We start from the raw sequence: 18,861 nt of genomic DNA, 5'->3' as shown, positions 1-18,861 counted from the left end.
AAATTCGGTCAACGCTACCGCCGGTCTCGCTTTCCGGCACGGCGCCCCGCAATCGAAACGCGTTTCGGAGCGGGCTTGGTGGGATGGCGAGCGTGTGATACCCCCCGCAAGGCATGAGTGAAACCTCACCGCTGGTCGCGTTTTCGCATGTCGTCAAAAGCTTCAATGGCGGCCGCGCAAGAGGCGGCAATGTCAGAGCTGTGGACGACGTCTCGTTCGACATCGCGGCGGGCGAATTCCTTGCCGTGGTCGGCGGTTCCGGTTCCGGCAAGACCACGCTGCTGCGGCTCGCCAATCGCCTGATCGACCCCGACGCCGGCACGATCACAGTTGCGGGAGAGGACATCGCCGGAATCGACCCGATCGGGCTGCGCCGCCGGATCGGCTATGTCTTCCAGAGCGGCGGTCTGTTTCCGCATATGAATATCGCCGCCAACATCGGCATCACGCCCCGCCTGCTCGGGACGCCGAAATCTGAAATCGCCGCGCGGGTCGACGAACTGCTCGATCTCGTGCAGCTCGACCGCGCGCAGCACCGCGATCGATTTCCGCACGAACTTTCCGGCGGCCAGCGCCAGCGGGTTGGCGTCGCGCGGGCACTCGCCGCGAAACCGCGCATCGTCCTGATGGACGAGCCCTTCGGCGCCCTCGACCCGGTGACGCGTGACGCGCTGGGCAGCGACTATCGCGCGCTGCACGCCAGACTTGGCCTCACCACCGTCATGATCACCCATGACATGACCGAAGCGCTGTTGCTCGCAGATCGCGTCGCTGTCATGCACGAAGGCCGTCTGATTGCCCTGGGTGCGGCGGACGAATTGTCCCGTCTCGACAACCCTTATGTCGGTGAACTGCTCGGCACGCCACGCCGCCAAGCCGAGCGGCTTCAAGCAACGCTCTCGCAGAGCATCCGGCTATGAGCTTGCTTTTCGATCCGCGCTGGAGCGAAGCACTCGGTCACCTGCCCGATTATCTCGGCAACCATGTCCGCGTCAGCATAACGGCGCTGACGCTGGGGCTCGTGATCAGCTTCCCGCTGGCGCTGGCCGCTCGCACAACCGGCCGATGCTGCGCAGCACGCTTCTCGGTTTTGCAAGCATCGTTCAGACCATGCCGGGGCTGGCGCTGCTGGCGTTGTTCTATCCGCTCCTCCTGGCGCTGGCGACATTAACGTCGCAATGGTTCGGCGTCGGATTCTCAGCGTTCGGTTTCTTGCCTTCGGTGTTGGCGCTGACGCTCTATTCGATGCTCCCGGTGCTGCGCAACACCATTACGGGCCTTCAAGGGATTGACCCTGCATTGACGGAAGCGGCCCGAGGCGCCGGCATGACGGCGCGGCAATCCCTCGCCATGGTCGAACTTCCGCTGGCGCTACCGGTGATCATGGCGGGCATCCGCACCGCCGCTGTGTGGGTGATCGGCACCGCGACGCTCTCCACGCCGATCGGCCAGACCAGTCTCGGCAACTACATCTTCGCCGGGCTACAGACCCAGAACTGGGTGTTCGTGCTCTTCGGCTGCATCGCCGCGGCGGTCCTCGCGCTGGTCGTCGACCAGTTGCTGGCGCTGATCGAATCCGGCTTGCGGATACGCCGCCGCATCCATGTATCAATCGGTCTTCTCGGTATCGCAGTTCTCGCCGCGGCCACATTGGCGCCATCTCTGACCCGCACGAAATCCACCACCATCGTCGGCGCCAAAACCTTCACCGAACAATATGTGCTCGCCGCGCTGATCTCGCACCGGCTGCAAGCAGCAGACCTTCCGGCGACGACCCGCGAGGGTCTCGGCTCCAACGTCATTTTCGACGCGCTGGCGAACGACGACATCGATGTCTACGTCGATTATTCCGGCACGCTGTGGGCTAACCAGTTCCATATGCCAGAGCTCAAGCCGCGCCAGGAACTGCTCAGCGAGCTCAAGGCGACGCTGGCGCGACGGAATATCACGCTGCTTGGCGAACTCGGATTCGAAAATGCCTATGCGCTGCTCATGCCGAAAACACGAGCCGACGCGCTGGGCATTCATTCGATCTCCGATCTCGCAGCCCATGCCGGCAAAATGTCGATCGCAGGCGACTACGAATTCTTCGCCCGGCCTGAATGGACGGCTCTGAAAAAGGCTTACGGGTTATCGTTTCGCGAGCGGCGGCAAATGCAGTCGGACTTCATGTATGCCGCCGTCGCTTCCGGCGAAGTCGACGTGATCGCGGGCTACACCAGCGACGGCCTGATCGCGAAATACGGCCTGACCGCGCTTGACGATGACAGACACGCCATTCCGTCCTATGACGCGATCGTGCTGCTGGCGCCGCAGCGCGCCAATGACGCGAAGCTCCGCGCTGCGCTTCAGCCTCTGCTTGGCAAAATCGATATCGCTGTCATGCGCGAGGCTAACCTGCGCGCCACCGGCAATGGCGCGGACAGCTCACCGGCAACGGTGGCTCGCTGGTTGTGGGCGACAATCAACGAGAAATAAGGGGTGAAAAATAAGGGGTAATGACGACGGCGCGCATCGCGGCGCAGCACTGTCTCTTCTTTCCCTCTCCCCTTGCGGGAGAGGGAAAAGCACTACCCGCAAGCCGGCAGATCAGTTCTTCGCCTTGTCGACCATGGCGGCCTTCTTGATCCACGGCATCATGTCGCGGAGCTTTGCACCGACCTCCTCGATCGGATGAGCGGCAAGCCGCGCGCGGGTCGCCTTGAACGAGGTCTGGTTGACCTTGTTCTCCAGCATCCAGTCGCGGGCAAATTTGCCGGACTGAATATCGTCGAGCACGCGCTTCATCTCTTTCTTCGTCTCCGCGGTCACGATACGCGGGCCGGTGACGTATTCGCCGTATTCAGCGGTGTTTGAGATCGAGTAATTCATGTTGGCGATACCGCCCTCGTAAATCAGATCCACGATCAGCTTCACCTCGTGCAGGCACTCGAAATAGGCCATCTCCGGTGCATAGCCGGCTTCCACCAGCGTCTCGAAGCCGTTCTTGATCAGCTCGACGAGACCGCCGCAAAGCACCGCCTGTTCGCCGAACAGATCGGTCTCGCACTCCTCCCTGAAGGTGGTCTCGATGATGCCCGCGCGTCCGCCGCCGATCGCCGAGGCGTAGCTGAGACCGAGATCATGCGCGTTACCCGACATATCCTTGGCAACCGCGATCAGGCAGGGAACACCGCCGCCGCGTTGATACTCCGCGCGCACGGTGTGGCCGGGACCCTTCGGCGCGATCATCAGGACGTCGAGATCGGCGCGCGGATCCAGCAGGTTGAAATGCACGTTGAGCCCATGCGCAAAGATGAGCGCCGCGCCCTTCTTCATATTGTCGTGCAGATGCTCGCGGTAGATGTCGCCCTGCAGCTCGTCAGGCGTCAGCATCATGACAAGGTCGCCCCACTTCGCGGCTTCGGCGACGTCCATCACCTTGAAGCCAGCGCCCTCGGCCTTCTTGGCGGACGCAGAGCCCTTGCGCAGCGCGATCGCGATCTCCTTGACGCCGGAATCCTTCAAGTTCAGCGCGTGGGCGTGGCCTTGGCTGCCATAGCCGACGATGACCACCTTCTTTCCCTTGATCAGGTTCAGGTCGGCGTCACGATCGTAATAAACACGCATGGTTGTTCCTCTTCTGCGGCCACAATCGGCCAGATCACATTTTGCGGATGGCGCGAGCACGCAGCCCGAAAGAGTTGCGTCCGGTTTTTAGGGCTACGGATGCCCGGAAACAAGTCCGCTGCAATGTTTTGGATAATGGAAAAACTTCATTAGTCGTCCGGTAACGAAGGTGGACAGCGCCAAGTGACGAACAGAAGACTATGCGGGAGCGTCGCCGACGGCTGGTTTGCGGCAGAGATAAGCGCCATGGAGCGGCGCATGATAGTCAGCGGATTCCAGCGTGAAGCCAACGTCCTTCAGCATCCGCTCAATCACCCAGCCGAAGGTCGAATGTTCATCGCGCATATGGCTGACGACCTCGCCACGCGGGAAGTCGTGATTGTTGATGTTGAATTCAGCCCACTGCTCGACCGTACGGTCGGAGCCATCCGGCTCGCGGATGAACACGATGTCGCGCAGAAACAGCTGTCCTCCGGGCTTGACGACACGGAACATGCGCGACAGCGCGACCGCCTTCCAAAAATCCGGCAGGTGATGCAGCGTGAACTCGCTCACGACCAGATCCAGGGAATCCGATGCGAGAGCAAAACTGAGCAAGCCAGCCCCCTGAGTCCTGATCGCGACGTTGCCGTCGCGCGCCTGGGCCTCGGCCAGAGCCAGCGCTGCCGGCGCAATATCGACGGCATAGACCTCCGCGCCCATTCTGGCGGCTTCACAAGCGAGCGAGCCGGCGCCGCAGCCGATATCTGCGATCAGCCAGCCCGGACGCACGCCCAGCCTGGCGAGGGTTGCGCGGGCGCGGCTGCCGCTATCGTCGTGATCATAGATCGCGGAGCGCGCGGCAATGAGCGAATCCAATCCCATCCGCCCACGTTCACTGTAAAACCAGTCGCGCGCCAGCATGACCTTACATCCCTTCCGGTCCGCGCCCAATCGCAGCGACACCGGTTCGCGACACCTCCACCAGACCGATCGGCCGCATCAGGTCGACAAACTGATTAATCTTCGAGGTGCCGCCCGTAATCTCGAACACGAAACTCTCATTGGTGGCATCCACCACACGAGCACGAAACACCTCCGCAAGCCGCATCGCCTCGATGCGCTGATCGCCCGAACCCTTCACCTTGACCATGGCGAGTTCGCGCTCGATGGAACGTCCGGTCAGGGTCATGTCAACGACCTGATAGACCGGAATCATGCGGTCAAGCTGATGCTTGATCTGCTGGATCACCATCGGGGTGCCAGTGGTGACGATGGTGATTCGGGAGACGTGCTTCTTGCTCTCGGTCTCGGATACAGTGAGGCTTTCGATATTGTAGCCGCGACCTGAGAACAACCCGATCACCCGCGCCAGCACGCCCGGCTCATTGGCGACCAGCACCGACAGCGTGTGCGTCTCGTTCGGATCGTGGCGCTCTTCGAGAAAGTAGGCGGAAGCGGGCTGGTTCATTGCAGTCTCTCAATTGGTCATGCCCGCGAAGGCGGGCATCCGGTATGCGTCCGCGCCAGCAGCCAAGCGCAACCGTCGCGGCATACTGGATTCTCCGGTCGGGCGGGACGATGACGTCGTGTTGTTTAATAGGACCATGTTTTCCACGGACGTTTCACACCAGCGCCTTGCCGCCGGCAAAGGCGGCCGTGGCCGCATCGTCATTGGCTTCCGCCGGCAAAAGCATCTCGTTATGCGCCTTGCCGGACGGGATCATCGGAAAGCAGTTTTCAAGCGCTGCGACGCGGCAGTCGAACAAAACGGGCTTTCTCACCGAGATCATCTCCCTGATGGCGCCGTCGAGATCGGAGGGCTTGGTCGCCTGCAGTCCGACGCAGCCGAAGGCATCGGCGAGCTTGACGAAATCGGGAAGCGCCTCGGAATATGAGTGCGACAGCCGATTGCCATGCAGCAATTGCTGCCATTGCCTCACCATGCCCATGTACTGGTTGTTGAGGATGAATATCTTGACCGGAAGATCGTGCTGAACCGCCGTCGACATCTCCTGCATCGTCATCTGCACAGAGGCATCGCCAGCGATATCGATTACGAGGCTGTCACGATGGGCCACCTGCACTCCGAGCGCGGCCGGTAGACCGTAACCCATGGTGCCGAGGCCACCCGAGGTCATCAAGCGATGCGGCTCCTCGAAGCCGAAGAATTGAGCGGCCCACATCTGATGCTGACCGACCTCGGTCGTGATGTAGGTGTCGCAGCCTCGCGTCGCCTCGAACAGACGCTGAATCGCGAACTGCGGCAGGATCACGTCGTCGTTCTTCTTGTAGGCCAGCGAGTTGCGCGCACGCCAGCGTCCGATCTCGAACCACCACGGATCGATCTTCGGCGTCTTGCCTTCCGCTTTGAACGCCTGCAACAGGTCGGCCATCACGCTGCCGGCATCGCCGATGATCGGCACGTCGACGCGGATGTTCTTGTTGATCGATGAGGGATCAATATCGATGTGAATCTTCTTCGAGCCCGGCGAGAACGCGTCAGTGCGACCCGTGATACGATCGTCGAAGCGCGCCCCGATGCACAGCATGACGTCGCAATCATGCATCGCCATATTGGCCTCGTAAGTGCCGTGCATGCCGAGCATTCCAAGCCAGTTCTTGCCGGAGGCCGGATAGGCTCCCAGTCCCATCAAAGTCGACGTAATCGGAAAGCCGGCGGCTTCGACCAGCGCGCGCAGCGTCTTCGATGCCTCGCGGCCCGAATTGATGATGCCGCCGCCGGTATAGATCACCGGACGCTTGGCGTTGACCAGCAGCGACACCGCCTTGCGAATCTGTCCGGCATCGCCTTTGATCTGCGGCTTGTAGGACGCGTGGACGTCCGATTTACGTGGCGGCGTGTAGGTGCCGGTCGCGAACTGCAGATCCTTCGGCACGTCGACCACAACCGGGCCGGGACGGCCGGAGGTGGCGACGTAAAACGCCTCGTGCAGCACTTTTGGCAGGTCCTTAATATCGCGCACCAGCCAGTTGTGCTTCGTGCAGGGCCTGGTGATACCGACGGTGTCGCATTCCTGAAACGCATCGTTGCCGATCAGATGCGTCGGCACCTGGCCGGTGATGCAGACCAGCGGGATCGAGTCCATCAGGGCATCGGTCAGTGGCGTCACCATGTTGGTGGCACCCGGCCCCGAGGTCACAAGCACCACGCCCGGCTTGCCGGTAGAACGGGCGTAACCTTCGGCCGCGTGACCGGCGCCCTGCTCATGTCGCACGAGGACGTGCTCGATATCGCTCTGCTGAAAAATTTCGTCATAGATCGGGAGCACCGCCCCGCCCGGATAACCGAAAATGCTTTTGACGCCATGATCAACGAGGGCCCGCACAATCATGGCCGCACCGGTCATCTGATTAGAATCTTGGCGTTCGCTTGGACTCATGGCCGACTCCGGATTCGCGCAGGCTTCCCTCATGTCCGCCAGCGTCGCAAACAATAAAAAAGGGCCTGAAGGGCCCCGGCACACCGCCTTTCCCTTCGGACGGCTTAGCCATCCTGGGCGGTGTTCCGAGTTACGAGGATCAGAACAAGGTTCTTGATAACAAAATTGCGCATTTCTTCGTCAACTTTCCCAAAGGTTGCGCGGGTTATACGAGGTGGATTTGTGCCCGTCAACAAGTGTTTCGAGGGAAATATGCCGATTTCGTGGGTTTGGGAGGGGAACGCCGAGATACGGCGGATCGTCCCGCATATCACAACTCAGATGTGTCCAGCACCTTTCTTGCCTCTTCTGGCCTCACCCAAGCGAACTCTGGCAACTGGTGACGAAACCAAGTGAACTGCCGTTTTGCGTAGTGACGCGTGTCGGCGCGGCCGATCTCGGCAGCCTCCGCCAGCGAAATCTCGCCGCGCAGGTGCCGGATCAGCGCGGGCACGCCGTGCGCCTTCATCGCCGGCAGCAGCGGATCGAGGCGCCGTTGGGCCAGCGCCGCGACCTCCTCCAACGCCCCGGCCGTCAGCATCGCGCCAAACCGCGCGTCGATCCGCGCATAGAGCGCGTCACGATCCGGAGCAAGGAAAACCGCCTTCACGCATCGAGGCGGCAGCAACGGCGGCAAGCCATCGCGATGCCAATCGGTCAATGAGCGCCCCGTCGCCTCGATGACTTCGAGCGCGCGGGCGATGCGAACGCGGTCGCGCGGCTTCAGGCGTTGCGCCGCCGCCGGATCGCACCGCGCGAGAACAGCATGAAGCGCTTCGGCCCCGTCACGTTCGAGGCGCGCGCGGACGTCGTCGCGCACTTGAGGCGGAATCGGCGGCACCGCCGACAGGCCGCGGGTCAACGCTTTGAAATATAGGCCGGAGCCGCCGACGAAGATCGAAAGCCGGTTTTGCGCGCGCGCCTCGGCGAGAGCGGTCCCTGCATCGGCGACCCACATCCCGGCGGAGCAGTTCACGCCGGCATCGACATGACCGTAGAGCCGGTGCGGCACGCGCACCTCCTCCTCAGGCGTCGGCCGCGCCGTGATGATGCGGAGATCGCGATAGACCTGCATGGAGTCGGTATTGATGACGATGCCGCCAGTCCGTTCGGCAAGCGACAGCGCCAGCGCAGACTTGCCGCTCGCGGTCGGCCCTGCGATAAGCACGGCATTCGTCGCCCGCCCGTTTACCTCGCCAGAGTTCTCCCCATCCATGTCACTCGTCGCCACGCTGATCTGCAATCCGGCTAACCCCGCGCTCGATAGCACGGTGCTCGACGGGGCGCGCGCAATTCTGAACAATGCCGGCCCGGCGCACTGGCTATGGGACGAGATCGCGGCCGACATTCCCTTCGAGAGCGAAGAACCCATTCAGACCATTTCGCAGCGCCTGCGCGAGGCGCGCGGCGATCTACCGATCGATGTGGTGATCCAGCCGCAGCTCGGCCGGCGCAAGAAGCTGTTTCTGGCCGACATGGATTCCACCATGATCGGCCAGGAGTGCATCGACGAACTCGCCGATTTTGCCGGCCTCAAGGCGCATGTCGCCGCAATCACCGAGCGCGCCATGCGCGGCGAAATGCAATTTGAAGCCGCTCTGCGCGAGCGCGTAGCGTTACTCAAAGGGCTTCCCGTATCCGTGGTCGACGAGGTGCTGGCAAAACGCATCACGCCCACGCCCGGCGGGCGCGAACTGGTCATGACCATGCGCGCCAACGGCGCCTACACCTGCCTGATCTCCGGCGGCTTCACGCTGTTCACCAAAGCGGTGGCCGCCCTGATCGGCTTTCAAGAAAATCGCGGCAACACGCTGCTGGTCGAAGACGGAAAATTGTCAGGACAGGCCGCCGAACCGATCGTCGGCCGCGAGGCAAAACTTGCGACGCTGATCGAACTGCGCGAGACCTTCGGCCTCGACAATCAGGATACGCTGGCGGTCGGCGACGGCGCTAATGACCTCGGCATGATCCAGAATGCAGGCCTCGGTGTCGCCTATCATGCCAAGCCGGTGGTTGCCACAGCCGCAGCCGCGCAGATCGATCATGGTGATCTCACCGCGCTGTTGTATGCGCAAGGGTACCGGCGCGACGAGTTTCGCGTAGATTTGTAAACTTGCTCTGCGGAAAGCGGCTTCCGGATCGGCTTGCGTTGCAAGCCGTCCGGAATGACAAAGGGCGGTCGCGCCTTACTTCAAGCTCAGCGCCACGAACCGCAATTCGCCGGCGCCGTTCGAGACCATCAGCAGCACCGCCTTTTTGCCGTCCTTCTTCAATTGATCGATACGTTTGCGGATATCGGACGCGCTGCCCACGGCTTCCTGCGCCACCTCGACGATGACGTCGCCGGCGCTGAGCCGCTTCTCGGCCGCGTCGGAATCGGCCTCGACATCGGTGATGATGACGCCCTTGACACTGTCTTTAATCTTGTAGCGCGCCCGCAGGTCCTTGCTGAGCGCGGCGAGATCAAGGCCGAGCGCCTTTTGCGTGACGGGCTTGTCGTCGTCCCCCGGCTTGGTCTTGACCGAGACCGGCAGGGGCTTGTCGCTGTCATCCAGACGTCCCAACGTAACCTTCTTGGTGTCTTCCTTGCCTTTGCGAATGATCACGACCTTGACTGTCTTGCCCACTGCCGTGTCGGCGACGATGCGCGATAAATCTTTCGGCTCCTTAATGTCCTTTCCATCGAAAGCGATGATGACATCGCCGGGTTCGATGCCGGCAGGTTTAGCGGGCCCCTTGTCCTCCACGCCGGCAACCAGCGCCCCGCGGGCCGGTTTGATATTGAGGCTGTCGGCGATTTCATCGGTGACTTGCTGGATACGAACGCCAAGCCAACCTCGGCGCAACTCACCGAACTGCCGCAACTGATCAACAACGCCTGCGACCGTCTTCGACGGCACCGCGAAGCCGATACCGATAGAACCGCCAGACGGCGAGATGATCAGTGTATTCACTCCCACAATCTCGCCCTCAAGATTGAACAGCGGACCACCGGAGTTACCACGGTTAATGGAGGCGTCGGTCTGGATGTAGCTGTCATACGGGCCGTTGTTGATGTCGCGATTGCGCGCCGAGACAATGCCGGCGGTCACGGAGCCGCCAAGACTGAACGGATTGCCGATGGCAATCACCCACTCACCAAGCCGCAACTTGTCGGAATCGCCGAATTTGACGGCCGTCAGCGGATGCGGCGGCTTGAACTTCAGCACCGCAAGATCGGTCTTCTTGTCGACCCCTATGGTTTCAGCCTTGACCTTGGTGCCATCATTCAGAATGACGTTGATCTCGTCGGAATCGGCGATGACGTGATTATTGGTGACCACAATTCCGGCGGCATCGACGATGAATCCGGAGCCGAGCGAGTTTGTCTTATGCGTTTGCAGGCCGCCATTCTTGCCGCCGCGGCGATTCTTGAAGAAGTCGTCGAAGAACTCCTCGAACGGCGATCCCGGCGGAAGTTGTGGAATCAGGCGGCGGCCCTCGCCGTTCTTGACGTCGACCTTTTGGGTCGTCGAGATGTTGACCACCGCGTCGATCACCTTTTCCGCCACATCGGCGATGCCATCGGGACCTCGGGCCAGCGCCGGCGCTGATATCATGGCGCTTGCGATGCTGAGGCAAAGCGCGGTCAGCAGGGAACGCCGGCGAAGGCTCAACGCGTGAATCGCTCGGATCATGTTGCGAGTCTCTCCTGGAGAAACATATTGCCGGACATACACTGCGCCGGACGCCGTACCTGCGCAAGCCGCGAAAACAGCGTTCGCCAATCCATCGGGCTCCCGATTGCGGCAAAAAGCCGGCACTCCGTTCACGAGGTACCGTTGCGGAGTCCGTGCTCCAGAGCATGATCCGAAAAGTGGAAACCGGTTTTCGGAAAAGATCATGCTCAAACAAAAAGATAAGCGGCGAGTCTGATTCAACGCAGTTGAAACAACTCTAGTGCCTGACCAGCCAGATCAGGATAAGGCCCGCGATTGCCGACCCTATACCCACCAGCCGTAAAATGTGTTCCGGTACTGCCAGCGCGCTTTCCATCGCTCGCCGCGTCCAATCCGGCGCCGCGGCGAACAGAAGGCCTTCAAGCATGAACAGAACACCGAGACCGACAAGAAAATCGGCGAAGGCGATGGAACCCATCGATGGCGTCTCCCAACCCTCGCGATGTCGATTTCACGGCCTCGGTGCGGAGGCCGCCGACTGGCCACGAATATGTCCGAAGAAGCGGAAAAAGTCGGAATCCGGCTTCAGCAGAAAACGCGTACCACTGCTTTTCAGTCCGGTTTGATAGGCGCCCATCGACCGATAGAACGCGAAGAATGCCGGGTCCTGATTGTAGGCGTGGGCAAAGAGCCTGTTGCGTTCGCCGTCACCCTGACCGCGAATCTGCTCGGCCGATGAATTGGCCTCGGCGATGATAACGGTCGCTTCCCGATCGGCCTTGGCCCGGATTTCCTGCGCCTTTTGCCCACCCTGAGCGCGGAATTCCGCAGCTTCGCGTTGCCGCTCGGTCTGCATACGCTGGTAGATCGCCTGACTATTCTGTTCCGGCAGATCGGCCCGCCGAATCCGGACATCGACCACGGAGATGCCGTATCCGCCAGCCTCTCTGTCGAGCTGGTCGCGAATGCGGGCCATCAGTTGTTCGCGCTCATCCCGCACGACCTGAATGAATGTCACCTCACCGAGAACCCGGCGTAGCGATGCGTTGAGCAGCGTCGTCAACTGGATATTAGCGACCTGAATGGAGCCCACGCTTTGATAGAAACGCAGCGCATCCTTGATGCGGTATCGCGCGAATGCATCGACAACGAGCCGCTTCTGATCCGACGCAATGACCTCCTGCGACGCCTGCTCGAGGTCCAGAATTCGTTTGTCGATCGCGATTACAGAATCCACGAACGGCGCCTTGAAATGCAATCCCGGCTCAGTGGCGACGCGTATCGGCTCGCCCAGTCGCACGAGCAACACCTGTTCGGTCTGGCTCACCGTGAAAACAGAGCTGTATCCCACCACCAGCAGAGCCATTCCGAGCAGGAGCGCGGCAATCCCTAAAACTCCGATTTTCATCGGGCACCCCCATTCGTCTTGGCAGGCTGGTTCGTCGTCGAGCCACCGCGCCGCGATGTCAATTCGCTCAGCGGCAGGTAAGGCACGATACCCGAGGACGATGAACCCGGATCATACACGAGCTTGTCCGCCTCCCCTAGCACATGTTCCATGGTCTCCAGGTAGATGCGCTCGCGTGTCACGTCCGGCGCCGCCTTGTAGGCCTGGTAGACCTGCAAGAAACGCGAACTCTGACCCTTGGCTTCGGCGATCGCCTGTTCCTTGTAGCCTTCGGCATTCTGTACGATCTGCGCCGCCCGACCACGCGCATCGGGAATGACTCGATTGGCATAGGTCTGGGCTTCGTTCTGCAGCCGCTCGAGGTCGGCACGCGCCGCCTGCACATCGCGAAATGAATCGATGACCTGAGCCGGTGGATCGACCTTCTGCATCTGCACCTGCTGAATCAGAACACCGGCACCATATTGGTCCAGGGTCTTCTGCATGAGTTCGTGCACCGAAGCTTCAATTTTGGTTCGCTCGGACGTTAGAATCGGTTGAATATCCGAACGTCCGACCCACTCGCGCATCGCACTTTCGGCCACCGCTTTCACGGTGCCTTCCGGATTTTGGATGTTGAAGAGGAAGTCACCGACCCCGCCCGGCTTGATCCGCCACAACACGGTGAAATCGACGTCGACGATGTTTTCGTCGCCCGTCAGCATCAGACTTTCCTCCGGCACATCGCGCATCGTGCTGGTGTTCCGAGCCGGGTCCTGAGCCAGCGTCAAACCGATATTGAGGGTTGAGACGCGCAGCGCCTTGGGCAGCAACACGCTCTCGATAGGATATGGCAGGTGATAGTTGAGGCCGGGCTGGACGGTTCGCACATGCTTGCCGAACCGCAGCACCACGCCGAGTTCTTCGGACTGCACGCGGAAAAAGCCGGACATGCCCCAGATTACGACCGCGCCGATCAAGATCAGCAAAACGCCCATGGTGCTCAGATGCCCCCCCGGCAACAGTTGCCGGATGCGCTCCTGGGCCCGACGCAGCAGATCCTCAAGATCCGGCGGCTTGGGCCCGGTCGGCTGCGGGCCGGCCCCCCAAGGCCCTTTTGGACCCTGACCCCATGGACCTCCGGTTTGATTCTTCCACGGCATCGATACTCTCCTCCGCGCGGATGGGCCTTTTAAAGCCTAACCTCGCTCTGTCCATTCGACCTTATAGGGGACGCTCTTCGCCCTTACAACGCGGCTTGTTGATTGAAGGAGCTATATTCGATCAGACAAATGTCAATGCAAACATCAGGGAATGCGGTTAATGCTGCGTCCGACGGCGATATGTCACATAAGAGTGGTCAGCAGTGTCGCCGGCGGCGGCCTTGTTTCGGCAGCGGGCGATTTCATGCCAGATCAAAAGATCGATCGGCGGGAAGACGGTATCGCCATCGACTGTGGCATGAACCTCGGTCACTTCGAGCCGATCGGCTACGGGCATAGAAGCATTATAGATCTCGGCTCCGCCGATCACCGCAATCTCAGTGACCGAGCGCCGCAGGGCATCTCCTTTTGCGATGGCAAGCGCGTCTGCCAGCGATCGCGTCACCAACGCTCCGGCCGCGGTAAAGCCCGGATCGCGGGTGATGACGATGTTGGTTCGTCCCGACAGCGGTCGGCGCAATGAGTCGAAGGTTTTGCGGCCCATTACGATCGGCTTGCCGATGGTGATCGCCTTGAAACGTTGCAGATCGGCTTTCAGCCGCCAAGGGATTTCATTGCGCTGACCAATGATGCCGTTTTCGGCGACCGCAACCACCAGGACGATTTCCGGACGCTGGGGGACGGTCCCGGTCATACCGCGACCTCGGCCTTGATGTGCGGATGAGGATCATAGTTCTCCAGTTTGAAATCCCCGTAGCAGAACGCGAAGATATCCTTCACCTCGGGGTTGATCGTCATCGTCGGCAGCGGCCGCGCCGGCCGCGACAGTTGAAGCCGAGCCTGCTCAAGATGATTCGAATAGAGGTGCGCGTCACCCAGACTATGGACGAAGTCGCCTGGACTGAGCCCCGTGACCTGCGCAACCATCATCGTCAGCAGCGCGTAGGACGCAATATTGAAGGGCACGCCGAGGAATACATCGGCCGAGCGCTGATAAAGCTGGCATGACAGTTTTCCATCGGCGACATAGAACTGAAACAGGCAATGGCACGGCGGTAGCGCCATTTTATCGACATCGGCCGGATTCCAAGCACTGACGATCAGCCGCCGCGAATCGGGGTTGCGCCGGATCATGTCAATGACGTTGGCGATCTGGTCGATACTGCCGCCGTCCGGCGCGGGCCATGAACGCCATTGCGAGCCGTACACCGGACCGAGATCACCATTTTCATCGGCCCACTCGTCCCAGATCGAAACGCCGTTGTCTTTCAGATATTTGATGTTGGTCTCACCCCTCAAGAACCAGAGCAGTTCATGCACGATCGACCGGAGGGGAAGTTTCTTGGTGGTCAGCATCGGAAAGCCGGATGCGAGATCGAAGCGCATCTGATGTCCAAAGACAGACAGCGTGCCGGTGCCGGTACGGTCATGTTTCTCCGCGCCTTCGCGGAGGATTCGTTCGAGCAGATCGTGATATTGATTCATGCCAGTGGCGCTTTCCGGGCGATGAACTTAAGCGTCGGGTCGGTGGGTCTCACCACATTCCCATTATACCCCGCCCCGGAAAATGGATCGGCGAGGCGGCAAAAAATGTGCCGTCCAGCACCCTTTTTTCCTCACGTTTTGCAGACTATATTGAAAGCGCCGGTTCGCCGGCTATGGAAATAAATGGCCGCCGCAATAAACCATTCGGACCCGGGGGCAGTACCCGGCGCCTCCACCAGAGCCCGACTCGGCAGATTTGGGTTCTGGCGGGGGCGAAACAGGATCGACGAGGGCGTAAAGGGCTCGCTTTTTCCCGGTATGGTTCCGCCGTTATCGGGCTATGCAATAGTTGCAAACGACAACTATGCTCCGGTTGCTCAGGCTGCGTAACGCAGTTTGAAAGACCACTCTGAAGTCCTGATGGGTTAAGCTCCGTCAGGCGGGGTTCGGAGGCACCTGGCAACAGAAGCCTCCACTCTTAATCCGTTCACCGCTCCAGCCAACCTGGCGACAAGAAACTTACCGGCCGACCCCAATCGCTGCTGACCCGGCAAAATCGCAGGAGTATCATCGCGAGACGGTGCGAGTCGGCCCCAAATGCTCGCGGCGATTTGCGCTATACTGCCGAGGCGACGAGACCTAATCGATGCCAACCGATCATATTCGCTACGATTTGCTCACGAGCGACGCAATGCGCGGTGTCCTGCGCCGCGTGCTGACGGACGCCGCCGAGCACGGGCTGCCGGGCGAGCACCACTTTTTCATCACCTTCATGTCGAAGGCCGACGGCGTGACGATATCGTCCCGCCTTCTGGCGCAGTATCCCGAGGAGATGACCATCATTCTCCAACATCAGTTCTGGGATCTGACGGTGACCGAGGATCACTTCGAGGTCGGTCTATCGTTCGGCGGCGTGCCTGAGCGCCTCGTGGTTCCTTTCAGCGCGATCAAGAGCTTCTTCGATCCATCGGTCCAGTTCGGATTGCAGTTTGAGCCCGCTGAGACAGAAAAAGCCGAAACAGAGAAGGCTGAGATCGAGACAAATGCGAGCGAACCATCGACCGCGCCCTCCCCGACGGCGCTGGCCGCTCCGGCCGACCATTCCCAGCCTACAGCGGCGGAAACCGAGGACAAACCTAAACCTGGCCAGGGCGCCGAGGTTGTCAGACTGGACCGCTTCCGCAAGAAGTAGCCGGGTTGTTGCATTTGCCGGAGCGCCTTTTCGTGGGACTGACGATCGGGCTGCGCCCGATAGCGGCACCGAACATTCAACATAACGGACTGAAACATGGTTGCGTCATCACGCACGGCGAAAACGCGCACCGAAACCGACAGCTTCGGTCCCATAGAAGTTCAGGCCGACCGCTATTGGGGGGCCCAGACCGAACGCAGTCGACAAAACTTCCGCATTGGAGAGAACCGGATGCCGATGCCGCTGATTCGAGCGCTCGGCATCGTCAAATTCGCAGCAGCACAGACCAATCGGGAGCTTGGCCTGCTCGACCGCCGGCGCGCGACCGCAATCCTTCGTGCGGCGCGCGAAGTGATCGACGGCAAGCTCGACGATCATTTTCCGCTGGTGGTCTGGCAGACGGGTTCCGGCACGCAGACCAACATGAACCTCAATGAGGTCATCTCCAACCGTGCCAACGAGCTGCTCGGTGGCAAACGCGGCGACAAGAAGCCCGTTCACCCCAACGACCACGTCAACATGAGCCAGTCGTCGAACGATACATTTCCGACAGCGATGCATATCGCGGCGGCTCATGGCATCGTGTCTGATCTCGTGCCCGCGCTGGCCGCCCTGCTCAAGACGCTGCGCGAAAAGGAAAAGGCGTTCGCGCATATCGTCAAGATAGGACGGACCCATACCCAGGATGCAACTCCGCTGACGCTCGGACAGGAATTCTCCGGCTATGCGGCGCAGATCGAGAGCGGTCTGGCCCGGCTTCGCACAGCACTGAAGGACCTCTATCCGCTGGCGCAAGGTGGAACCGCCGTGGGAACAGGACTCAACTCGAAGCCAAAATTCGCCAAACTGTTTGCGAAAAATACAGCGCTGCTTGCGAAACTCCCCTTCACGAGCGCTCCCAACAAATTTGAAGCGCTGGCCTCAAACGACGCCTATGTTTTCGTTCACGGCGCGATCAATGCCGTCGCAACAGGTCTGTTCAAGATCGCGAACGACATCCGCCTTCTCGGTTCTGGACCTCGTTCCGGCCTCGGAGAGCTGATCCTTCCCGAGAACGAACCTGGATCGTCCATTATGCCGGGGAAGGTCAACCCCACTCAGTGCGAGGCGGTGACCATGGTCTGTTGCCGGGTGTTCGGAAACCATACGACAGTGACTGTAGCTGGTAGTCAGGGGCATTTCGAACTCAACGTTTACAAGCCGGTTATGGCCTACTGCATGATCGATTCCATACAACTGCTCGCCGACGTCGTGCGCTCATTCACCGAACACTGCATCAAGGGCATCCATGCCGACGAGCAGCGGATCCGCGAATTGATGCAACGTTCGCTCATGCTGGTCACGGCGCTCGCGCCGAGGATCGGCTACGATAACGCGGCGAAGGTCGCTAAAGCCGCCCACGCTCGCGGAACAACATTGAAGGAGGAGGCTCAGCGGCTCGGCTTTGTCACGGCCGCGGAATTCGACCGATTGGTGCAACCCCATAAAATGACGCGACCGGGATGATACAATCGGTCGAACGTTCAATGCCTCTATAAATCCCGTCAGGATGATATTCTAGCGATCAGCGCTTCGTGAACTGATCTATCCCATATTATTGAGCATTTTGGACAAAATTTTCTATCCTGTTGCGATGCATCATGATACATCACAAAATTATAGCCGCTTATGGCGGCGTCGATATTTGCAGTTACGCGTTCCCGGTATTTGAGACAGCGGAATCGGTCATGGGGGATGTGATTAATTTGAACAAGCGCAGGAAGCACGCCGAGCGTAAACAGGCGGCCGCCATCGCTGACGTTAATCGAACACGCTTCGGCCGCACCAAAGCCGAGCGCGATCTTTCCAAACAGAAGATAATGCGAGACATGCGCTTGCTCGATCAACACCGCATCGACGGTGAGGACGCGTCATGAAATCGCCGGTAGTGAAACGATCGATCGTAGTTGCCGGCCACAAGACGAGCGTAAGCCTCGAGGAAGCCTTCTGGAACGGGATGAAGGAAATTTCGAGTCATCGCGACATGACCCTGTCCGAACTCGTCGGGGAGATCGATAGCAACCGCCAACAGGGCAACCTCTCCTCGGCAATCCGTCTCTTCGTGCTGGATTACTTTCGAAGCCGAGCGGCGACGGCCAGATCCGAAAGCAATCCTAGCCTCTGACAGCAGGTATCGATTCTCCGCAGAGCGCCGATACAGTTCTCATCTGTATGTCTGCGCACATCGGCGTCACGATAGTGGTTGGGCTTAGAGCTATTCCGGCTTTGACGGAATCAAAGCCGGGCTCCAGCTTTTTGTTTTGACGCGTTTTCTTGACGCGAACCGGTATCCACTTCGCTCGAAAACGCTATAGGTTATTTCCCGAATACCGGCGGCCGATACTTTCAGCTACTATTTACCTGCACATCGACGATCCGCGTCGCGCCGATCAGGTAAACCGGCGCGTTCCGCCGATGATCCGCAGTACCGCTTTCACAGTTAAACCGAACAGACGTCCGGTGAGATCTCATCGTGCGCCGATGATGACCCCTGCCGGAATACAAATGGAGGCACACATGCAGAACGACGAAAGCGGTGACCGCCGCGGAGAGCCGGGTCTATTACGCGAATATGCAGTTGTTAAACGATCAGTGGTCGTCGGTGGTCACAAGACCAGCGTCAGCCTCGAAGATGCATTCTGGACAAGTCTGAAGGATATCGCGACACGGCGGGGCATAAGCCTTTCCACACAAATTGCTACAATCGATACCAATCGCAGAACCGGCAACTTGTCTTCGGCGATCCGTCTGTACGTCCTCGAGCATTTTCGCACGCGAGCGGCACGCACCATGTTCATCGGCGAGCGGCAAGCACCTTCAACGCAGCTTGCTCCGTTTGGCTCGAAATAGTTTCGGTACTTTCAGCTCCTCACGAGGAGACACCCGGTTCATTCCTCCGGCGCAT

18 protein-coding genes, 1 other RNA gene and 1 pseudogene are annotated in these 18,861 nt (G+C 60.1%); 9 read left to right on the top strand and 11 right to left on the bottom strand.

Annotated elements, in window-relative coordinates:
- Positions 1–113 precede the first annotated feature (113 nt).
- Together NB311A_RS02565 and NB311A_RS02560 are read left to right on the top strand one after the other, a co-directional pair.
- Complete coding sequence (locus NB311A_RS02565) at positions 114–920, top strand: ATP-binding cassette domain-containing protein (protein ID WP_009796867.1); 807 nt, start codon at positions 114–116, stop codon at positions 918–920.
- Positions 917–2,478 (top strand): annotated as a pseudogene (locus tag NB311A_RS02560) (ABC transporter permease/substrate-binding protein). The gene NB311A_RS02565 and the pseudogene NB311A_RS02560 overlap by 4 nt, the downstream one beginning before the upstream one ends.
- Before the next feature lie 111 nt (positions 2,479–2,589).
- Here the strand turns inward: NB311A_RS02560 and ilvC are convergent.
- From ilvC to miaA, 5 genes are all read right to left on the bottom strand, one after another.
- Positions 2,590–3,609, bottom strand: a complete 1,020-nt coding sequence (gene ilvC / locus NB311A_RS02555) for a ketol-acid reductoisomerase (RefSeq protein ID WP_009796865.1) — start codon at positions 3,607–3,609, stop codon at positions 2,590–2,592.
- A gap of 198 nt (positions 3,610–3,807) precedes the next feature.
- Positions 3,808–4,512 (bottom strand): class I SAM-dependent methyltransferase, encoded by a 705-nt coding sequence (locus NB311A_RS02550; protein ID WP_009796864.1) that lies wholly within the window; start codon positions 4,510–4,512, stop codon positions 3,808–3,810.
- Between the two features lie 4 nt (positions 4,513–4,516).
- Complete coding sequence (gene ilvN / locus NB311A_RS02545; protein WP_009796863.1) at positions 4,517–5,059, bottom strand: acetolactate synthase small subunit; 543 nt, start codon at positions 5,057–5,059, stop codon at positions 4,517–4,519.
- A 154-nt stretch (positions 5,060–5,213) separates the two neighbouring features.
- Positions 5,214–6,992 carry an acetolactate synthase 3 large subunit gene (locus NB311A_RS02540; RefSeq protein WP_040673801.1) on the bottom strand — a complete coding sequence of 593 codons (1,779 nt, stop codon included), beginning with the start codon at positions 6,990–6,992 and terminating at the stop codon, positions 5,214–5,216.
- Positions 6,993–7,302: 310 nt separating this feature from the next.
- A complete protein-coding gene (gene miaA / locus NB311A_RS02535) occupies positions 7,303–8,247 on the bottom strand; it encodes a tRNA (adenosine(37)-N6)-dimethylallyltransferase MiaA (protein ID WP_009796861.1) in 945 nt (314 codons plus the stop codon).
- Here miaA and serB point away from each other — a divergent pair.
- A complete protein-coding gene (gene serB / locus NB311A_RS02530; RefSeq protein WP_009796860.1) occupies positions 8,246–9,142 on the top strand; it encodes a phosphoserine phosphatase SerB in 897 nt (298 codons plus the stop codon). The two genes, miaA and serB, sit on opposite strands and share 2 nt — an antisense overlap.
- A gap of 75 nt (positions 9,143–9,217) precedes the next feature.
- Here serB and NB311A_RS02525 read toward each other — a convergent pair whose 3' ends face one another.
- The 6 genes from NB311A_RS02525 to NB311A_RS02500 all read right to left on the bottom strand — a co-directional run bounded on the left by NB311A_RS02525 (position 9,218) and on the right by NB311A_RS02500 (position 14,725).
- A complete protein-coding gene (locus tag NB311A_RS02525) occupies positions 9,218–10,708 on the bottom strand; it encodes a Do family serine endopeptidase (protein ID WP_009796859.1) in 1,491 nt (496 codons plus the stop codon).
- 259 nt (positions 10,709–10,967) lie between these two features.
- Entirely contained in the window at positions 10,968–11,168 is a 201-nt protein-coding gene (locus NB311A_RS02520; RefSeq protein WP_009796858.1) for a DUF2065 domain-containing protein, read from the bottom strand.
- Between the two features lie 33 nt (positions 11,169–11,201).
- Positions 11,202–12,098: a protease modulator HflC gene (gene hflC / locus NB311A_RS02515; protein ID WP_009796857.1), complete on the bottom strand. Its 897-nt coding sequence runs from the start codon at positions 12,096–12,098 to the stop codon at positions 11,202–11,204.
- The gene (hflK, locus tag NB311A_RS02510; RefSeq protein ID WP_009796856.1) at positions 12,095–13,240 is read right to left on the bottom strand and encodes an FtsH protease activity modulator HflK; all 1,146 of its coding nucleotides are present in this window, start codon (positions 13,238–13,240) and stop codon (positions 12,095–12,097) included. Before hflK ends, hflC begins: the two co-directional genes overlap by 4 nt.
- Before the next feature lie 157 nt (positions 13,241–13,397).
- A complete protein-coding gene (locus NB311A_RS02505) occupies positions 13,398–13,934 on the bottom strand; it encodes a dihydrofolate reductase (RefSeq protein ID WP_009796855.1) in 537 nt (178 codons plus the stop codon).
- Positions 13,931–14,725: a thymidylate synthase gene (locus NB311A_RS02500; RefSeq protein WP_009796854.1), complete on the bottom strand. Its 795-nt coding sequence runs from the start codon at positions 14,723–14,725 to the stop codon at positions 13,931–13,933. The genes NB311A_RS02505 and NB311A_RS02500 overlap by 4 nt, the downstream gene beginning before the upstream one ends.
- A gap of 119 nt (positions 14,726–14,844) precedes the next feature.
- Between NB311A_RS02500 and ssrA the strand changes: the two genes are divergently transcribed.
- From ssrA to NB311A_RS02475, 6 genes are all read left to right on the top strand, one after another.
- Positions 14,845–15,202, top strand: a transfer-messenger RNA (tmRNA) gene (gene ssrA / locus NB311A_RS19935).
- Between the two features lie 169 nt (positions 15,203–15,371).
- Positions 15,372–15,917, top strand: a complete 546-nt coding sequence (locus tag NB311A_RS02495; RefSeq protein ID WP_009796853.1) for an SspB family protein — start codon at positions 15,372–15,374, stop codon at positions 15,915–15,917.
- Positions 15,918–16,013: 96 nt separating this feature from the next.
- A complete protein-coding gene (gene fumC / locus NB311A_RS02490) occupies positions 16,014–17,423 on the top strand; it encodes a class II fumarate hydratase (RefSeq protein WP_009796852.1) in 1,410 nt (469 codons plus the stop codon).
- A 221-nt stretch (positions 17,424–17,644) separates the two neighbouring features.
- A complete protein-coding gene (locus NB311A_RS02485; protein ID WP_040673800.1) occupies positions 17,645–17,833 on the top strand; it encodes a DUF4169 family protein in 189 nt (62 codons plus the stop codon).
- The gene (locus NB311A_RS02480; protein ID WP_009796850.1) at positions 17,830–18,081 is read left to right on the top strand and encodes a ribbon-helix-helix domain-containing protein; all 252 of its coding nucleotides are present in this window, start codon (positions 17,830–17,832) and stop codon (positions 18,079–18,081) included. The genes NB311A_RS02485 and NB311A_RS02480 overlap by 4 nt, the downstream gene beginning before the upstream one ends.
- Positions 18,082–18,473: 392 nt before the next feature.
- The gene (locus tag NB311A_RS02475) at positions 18,474–18,806 is read left to right on the top strand and encodes a ribbon-helix-helix domain-containing protein (RefSeq protein WP_040673799.1); all 333 of its coding nucleotides are present in this window, start codon (positions 18,474–18,476) and stop codon (positions 18,804–18,806) included.
- Positions 18,807–18,861: the final 55 nt, after the last annotated feature.

Origin of the sequence: Nitrobacter sp. Nb-311A (assembly GCF_000152905.1) — a bacterium.
GTDB lineage: Bacteria > Pseudomonadota > Alphaproteobacteria > Rhizobiales > Xanthobacteraceae > Nitrobacter.
This window is presented reverse-complemented; position numbering and strand designations above follow the sequence as displayed.

Coding starts and splice junctions, on each gene's coding strand:
- ilvN (WP_009796863.1), bottom strand. CDS start 5,059: ATGAACCAGCCCGCTTCCGCCTACTTTCTCGAAGAGCGCCACGATCCG.
- NB311A_RS02540 (WP_040673801.1), bottom strand. CDS start 6,992: ATGAGTCCAAGCGAACGCCAAGATTCTAATCAGATGACCGGTGCGGCC.
- ilvC (WP_009796865.1), bottom strand. CDS start 3,609: ATGCGTGTTTATTACGATCGTGACGCCGACCTGAACCTGATCAAGGGA.
- NB311A_RS02485 (WP_040673800.1), top strand. CDS start 17,645: ATGGGGGATGTGATTAATTTGAACAAGCGCAGGAAGCACGCCGAGCGT.
- NB311A_RS02565 (WP_009796867.1), top strand. CDS start 114: ATGAGTGAAACCTCACCGCTGGTCGCGTTTTCGCATGTCGTCAAAAGC.
- NB311A_RS02525 (WP_009796859.1), bottom strand. CDS start 10,708: ATGATCCGAGCGATTCACGCGTTGAGCCTTCGCCGGCGTTCCCTGCTG.
- NB311A_RS02505 (WP_009796855.1), bottom strand. CDS start 13,934: ATGACCGGGACCGTCCCCCAGCGTCCGGAAATCGTCCTGGTGGTTGCG.
- serB (WP_009796860.1), top strand. CDS start 8,246: ATGTCACTCGTCGCCACGCTGATCTGCAATCCGGCTAACCCCGCGCTC.
- NB311A_RS02475 (WP_040673799.1), top strand. CDS start 18,474: ATGCAGAACGACGAAAGCGGTGACCGCCGCGGAGAGCCGGGTCTATTA.
- hflK (WP_009796856.1), bottom strand. CDS start 13,240: ATGCCGTGGAAGAATCAAACCGGAGGTCCATGGGGTCAGGGTCCAAAA.
- NB311A_RS02500 (WP_009796854.1), bottom strand. CDS start 14,725: ATGAATCAATATCACGATCTGCTCGAACGAATCCTCCGCGAAGGCGCG.
- NB311A_RS02480 (WP_009796850.1), top strand. CDS start 17,830: ATGAAATCGCCGGTAGTGAAACGATCGATCGTAGTTGCCGGCCACAAG.
- NB311A_RS02495 (WP_009796853.1), top strand. CDS start 15,372: ATGCCAACCGATCATATTCGCTACGATTTGCTCACGAGCGACGCAATG.
- fumC (WP_009796852.1), top strand. CDS start 16,014: ATGGTTGCGTCATCACGCACGGCGAAAACGCGCACCGAAACCGACAGC.
- hflC (WP_009796857.1), bottom strand. CDS start 12,098: ATGAAAATCGGAGTTTTAGGGATTGCCGCGCTCCTGCTCGGAATGGCT.
- miaA (WP_009796861.1), bottom strand. CDS start 8,247: ATGGATGGGGAGAACTCTGGCGAGGTAAACGGGCGGGCGACGAATGCC.
- NB311A_RS02550 (WP_009796864.1), bottom strand. CDS start 4,512: ATGCTGGCGCGCGACTGGTTTTACAGTGAACGTGGGCGGATGGGATTG.
- NB311A_RS02520 (WP_009796858.1), bottom strand. CDS start 11,168: ATGGGTTCCATCGCCTTCGCCGATTTTCTTGTCGGTCTCGGTGTTCTG.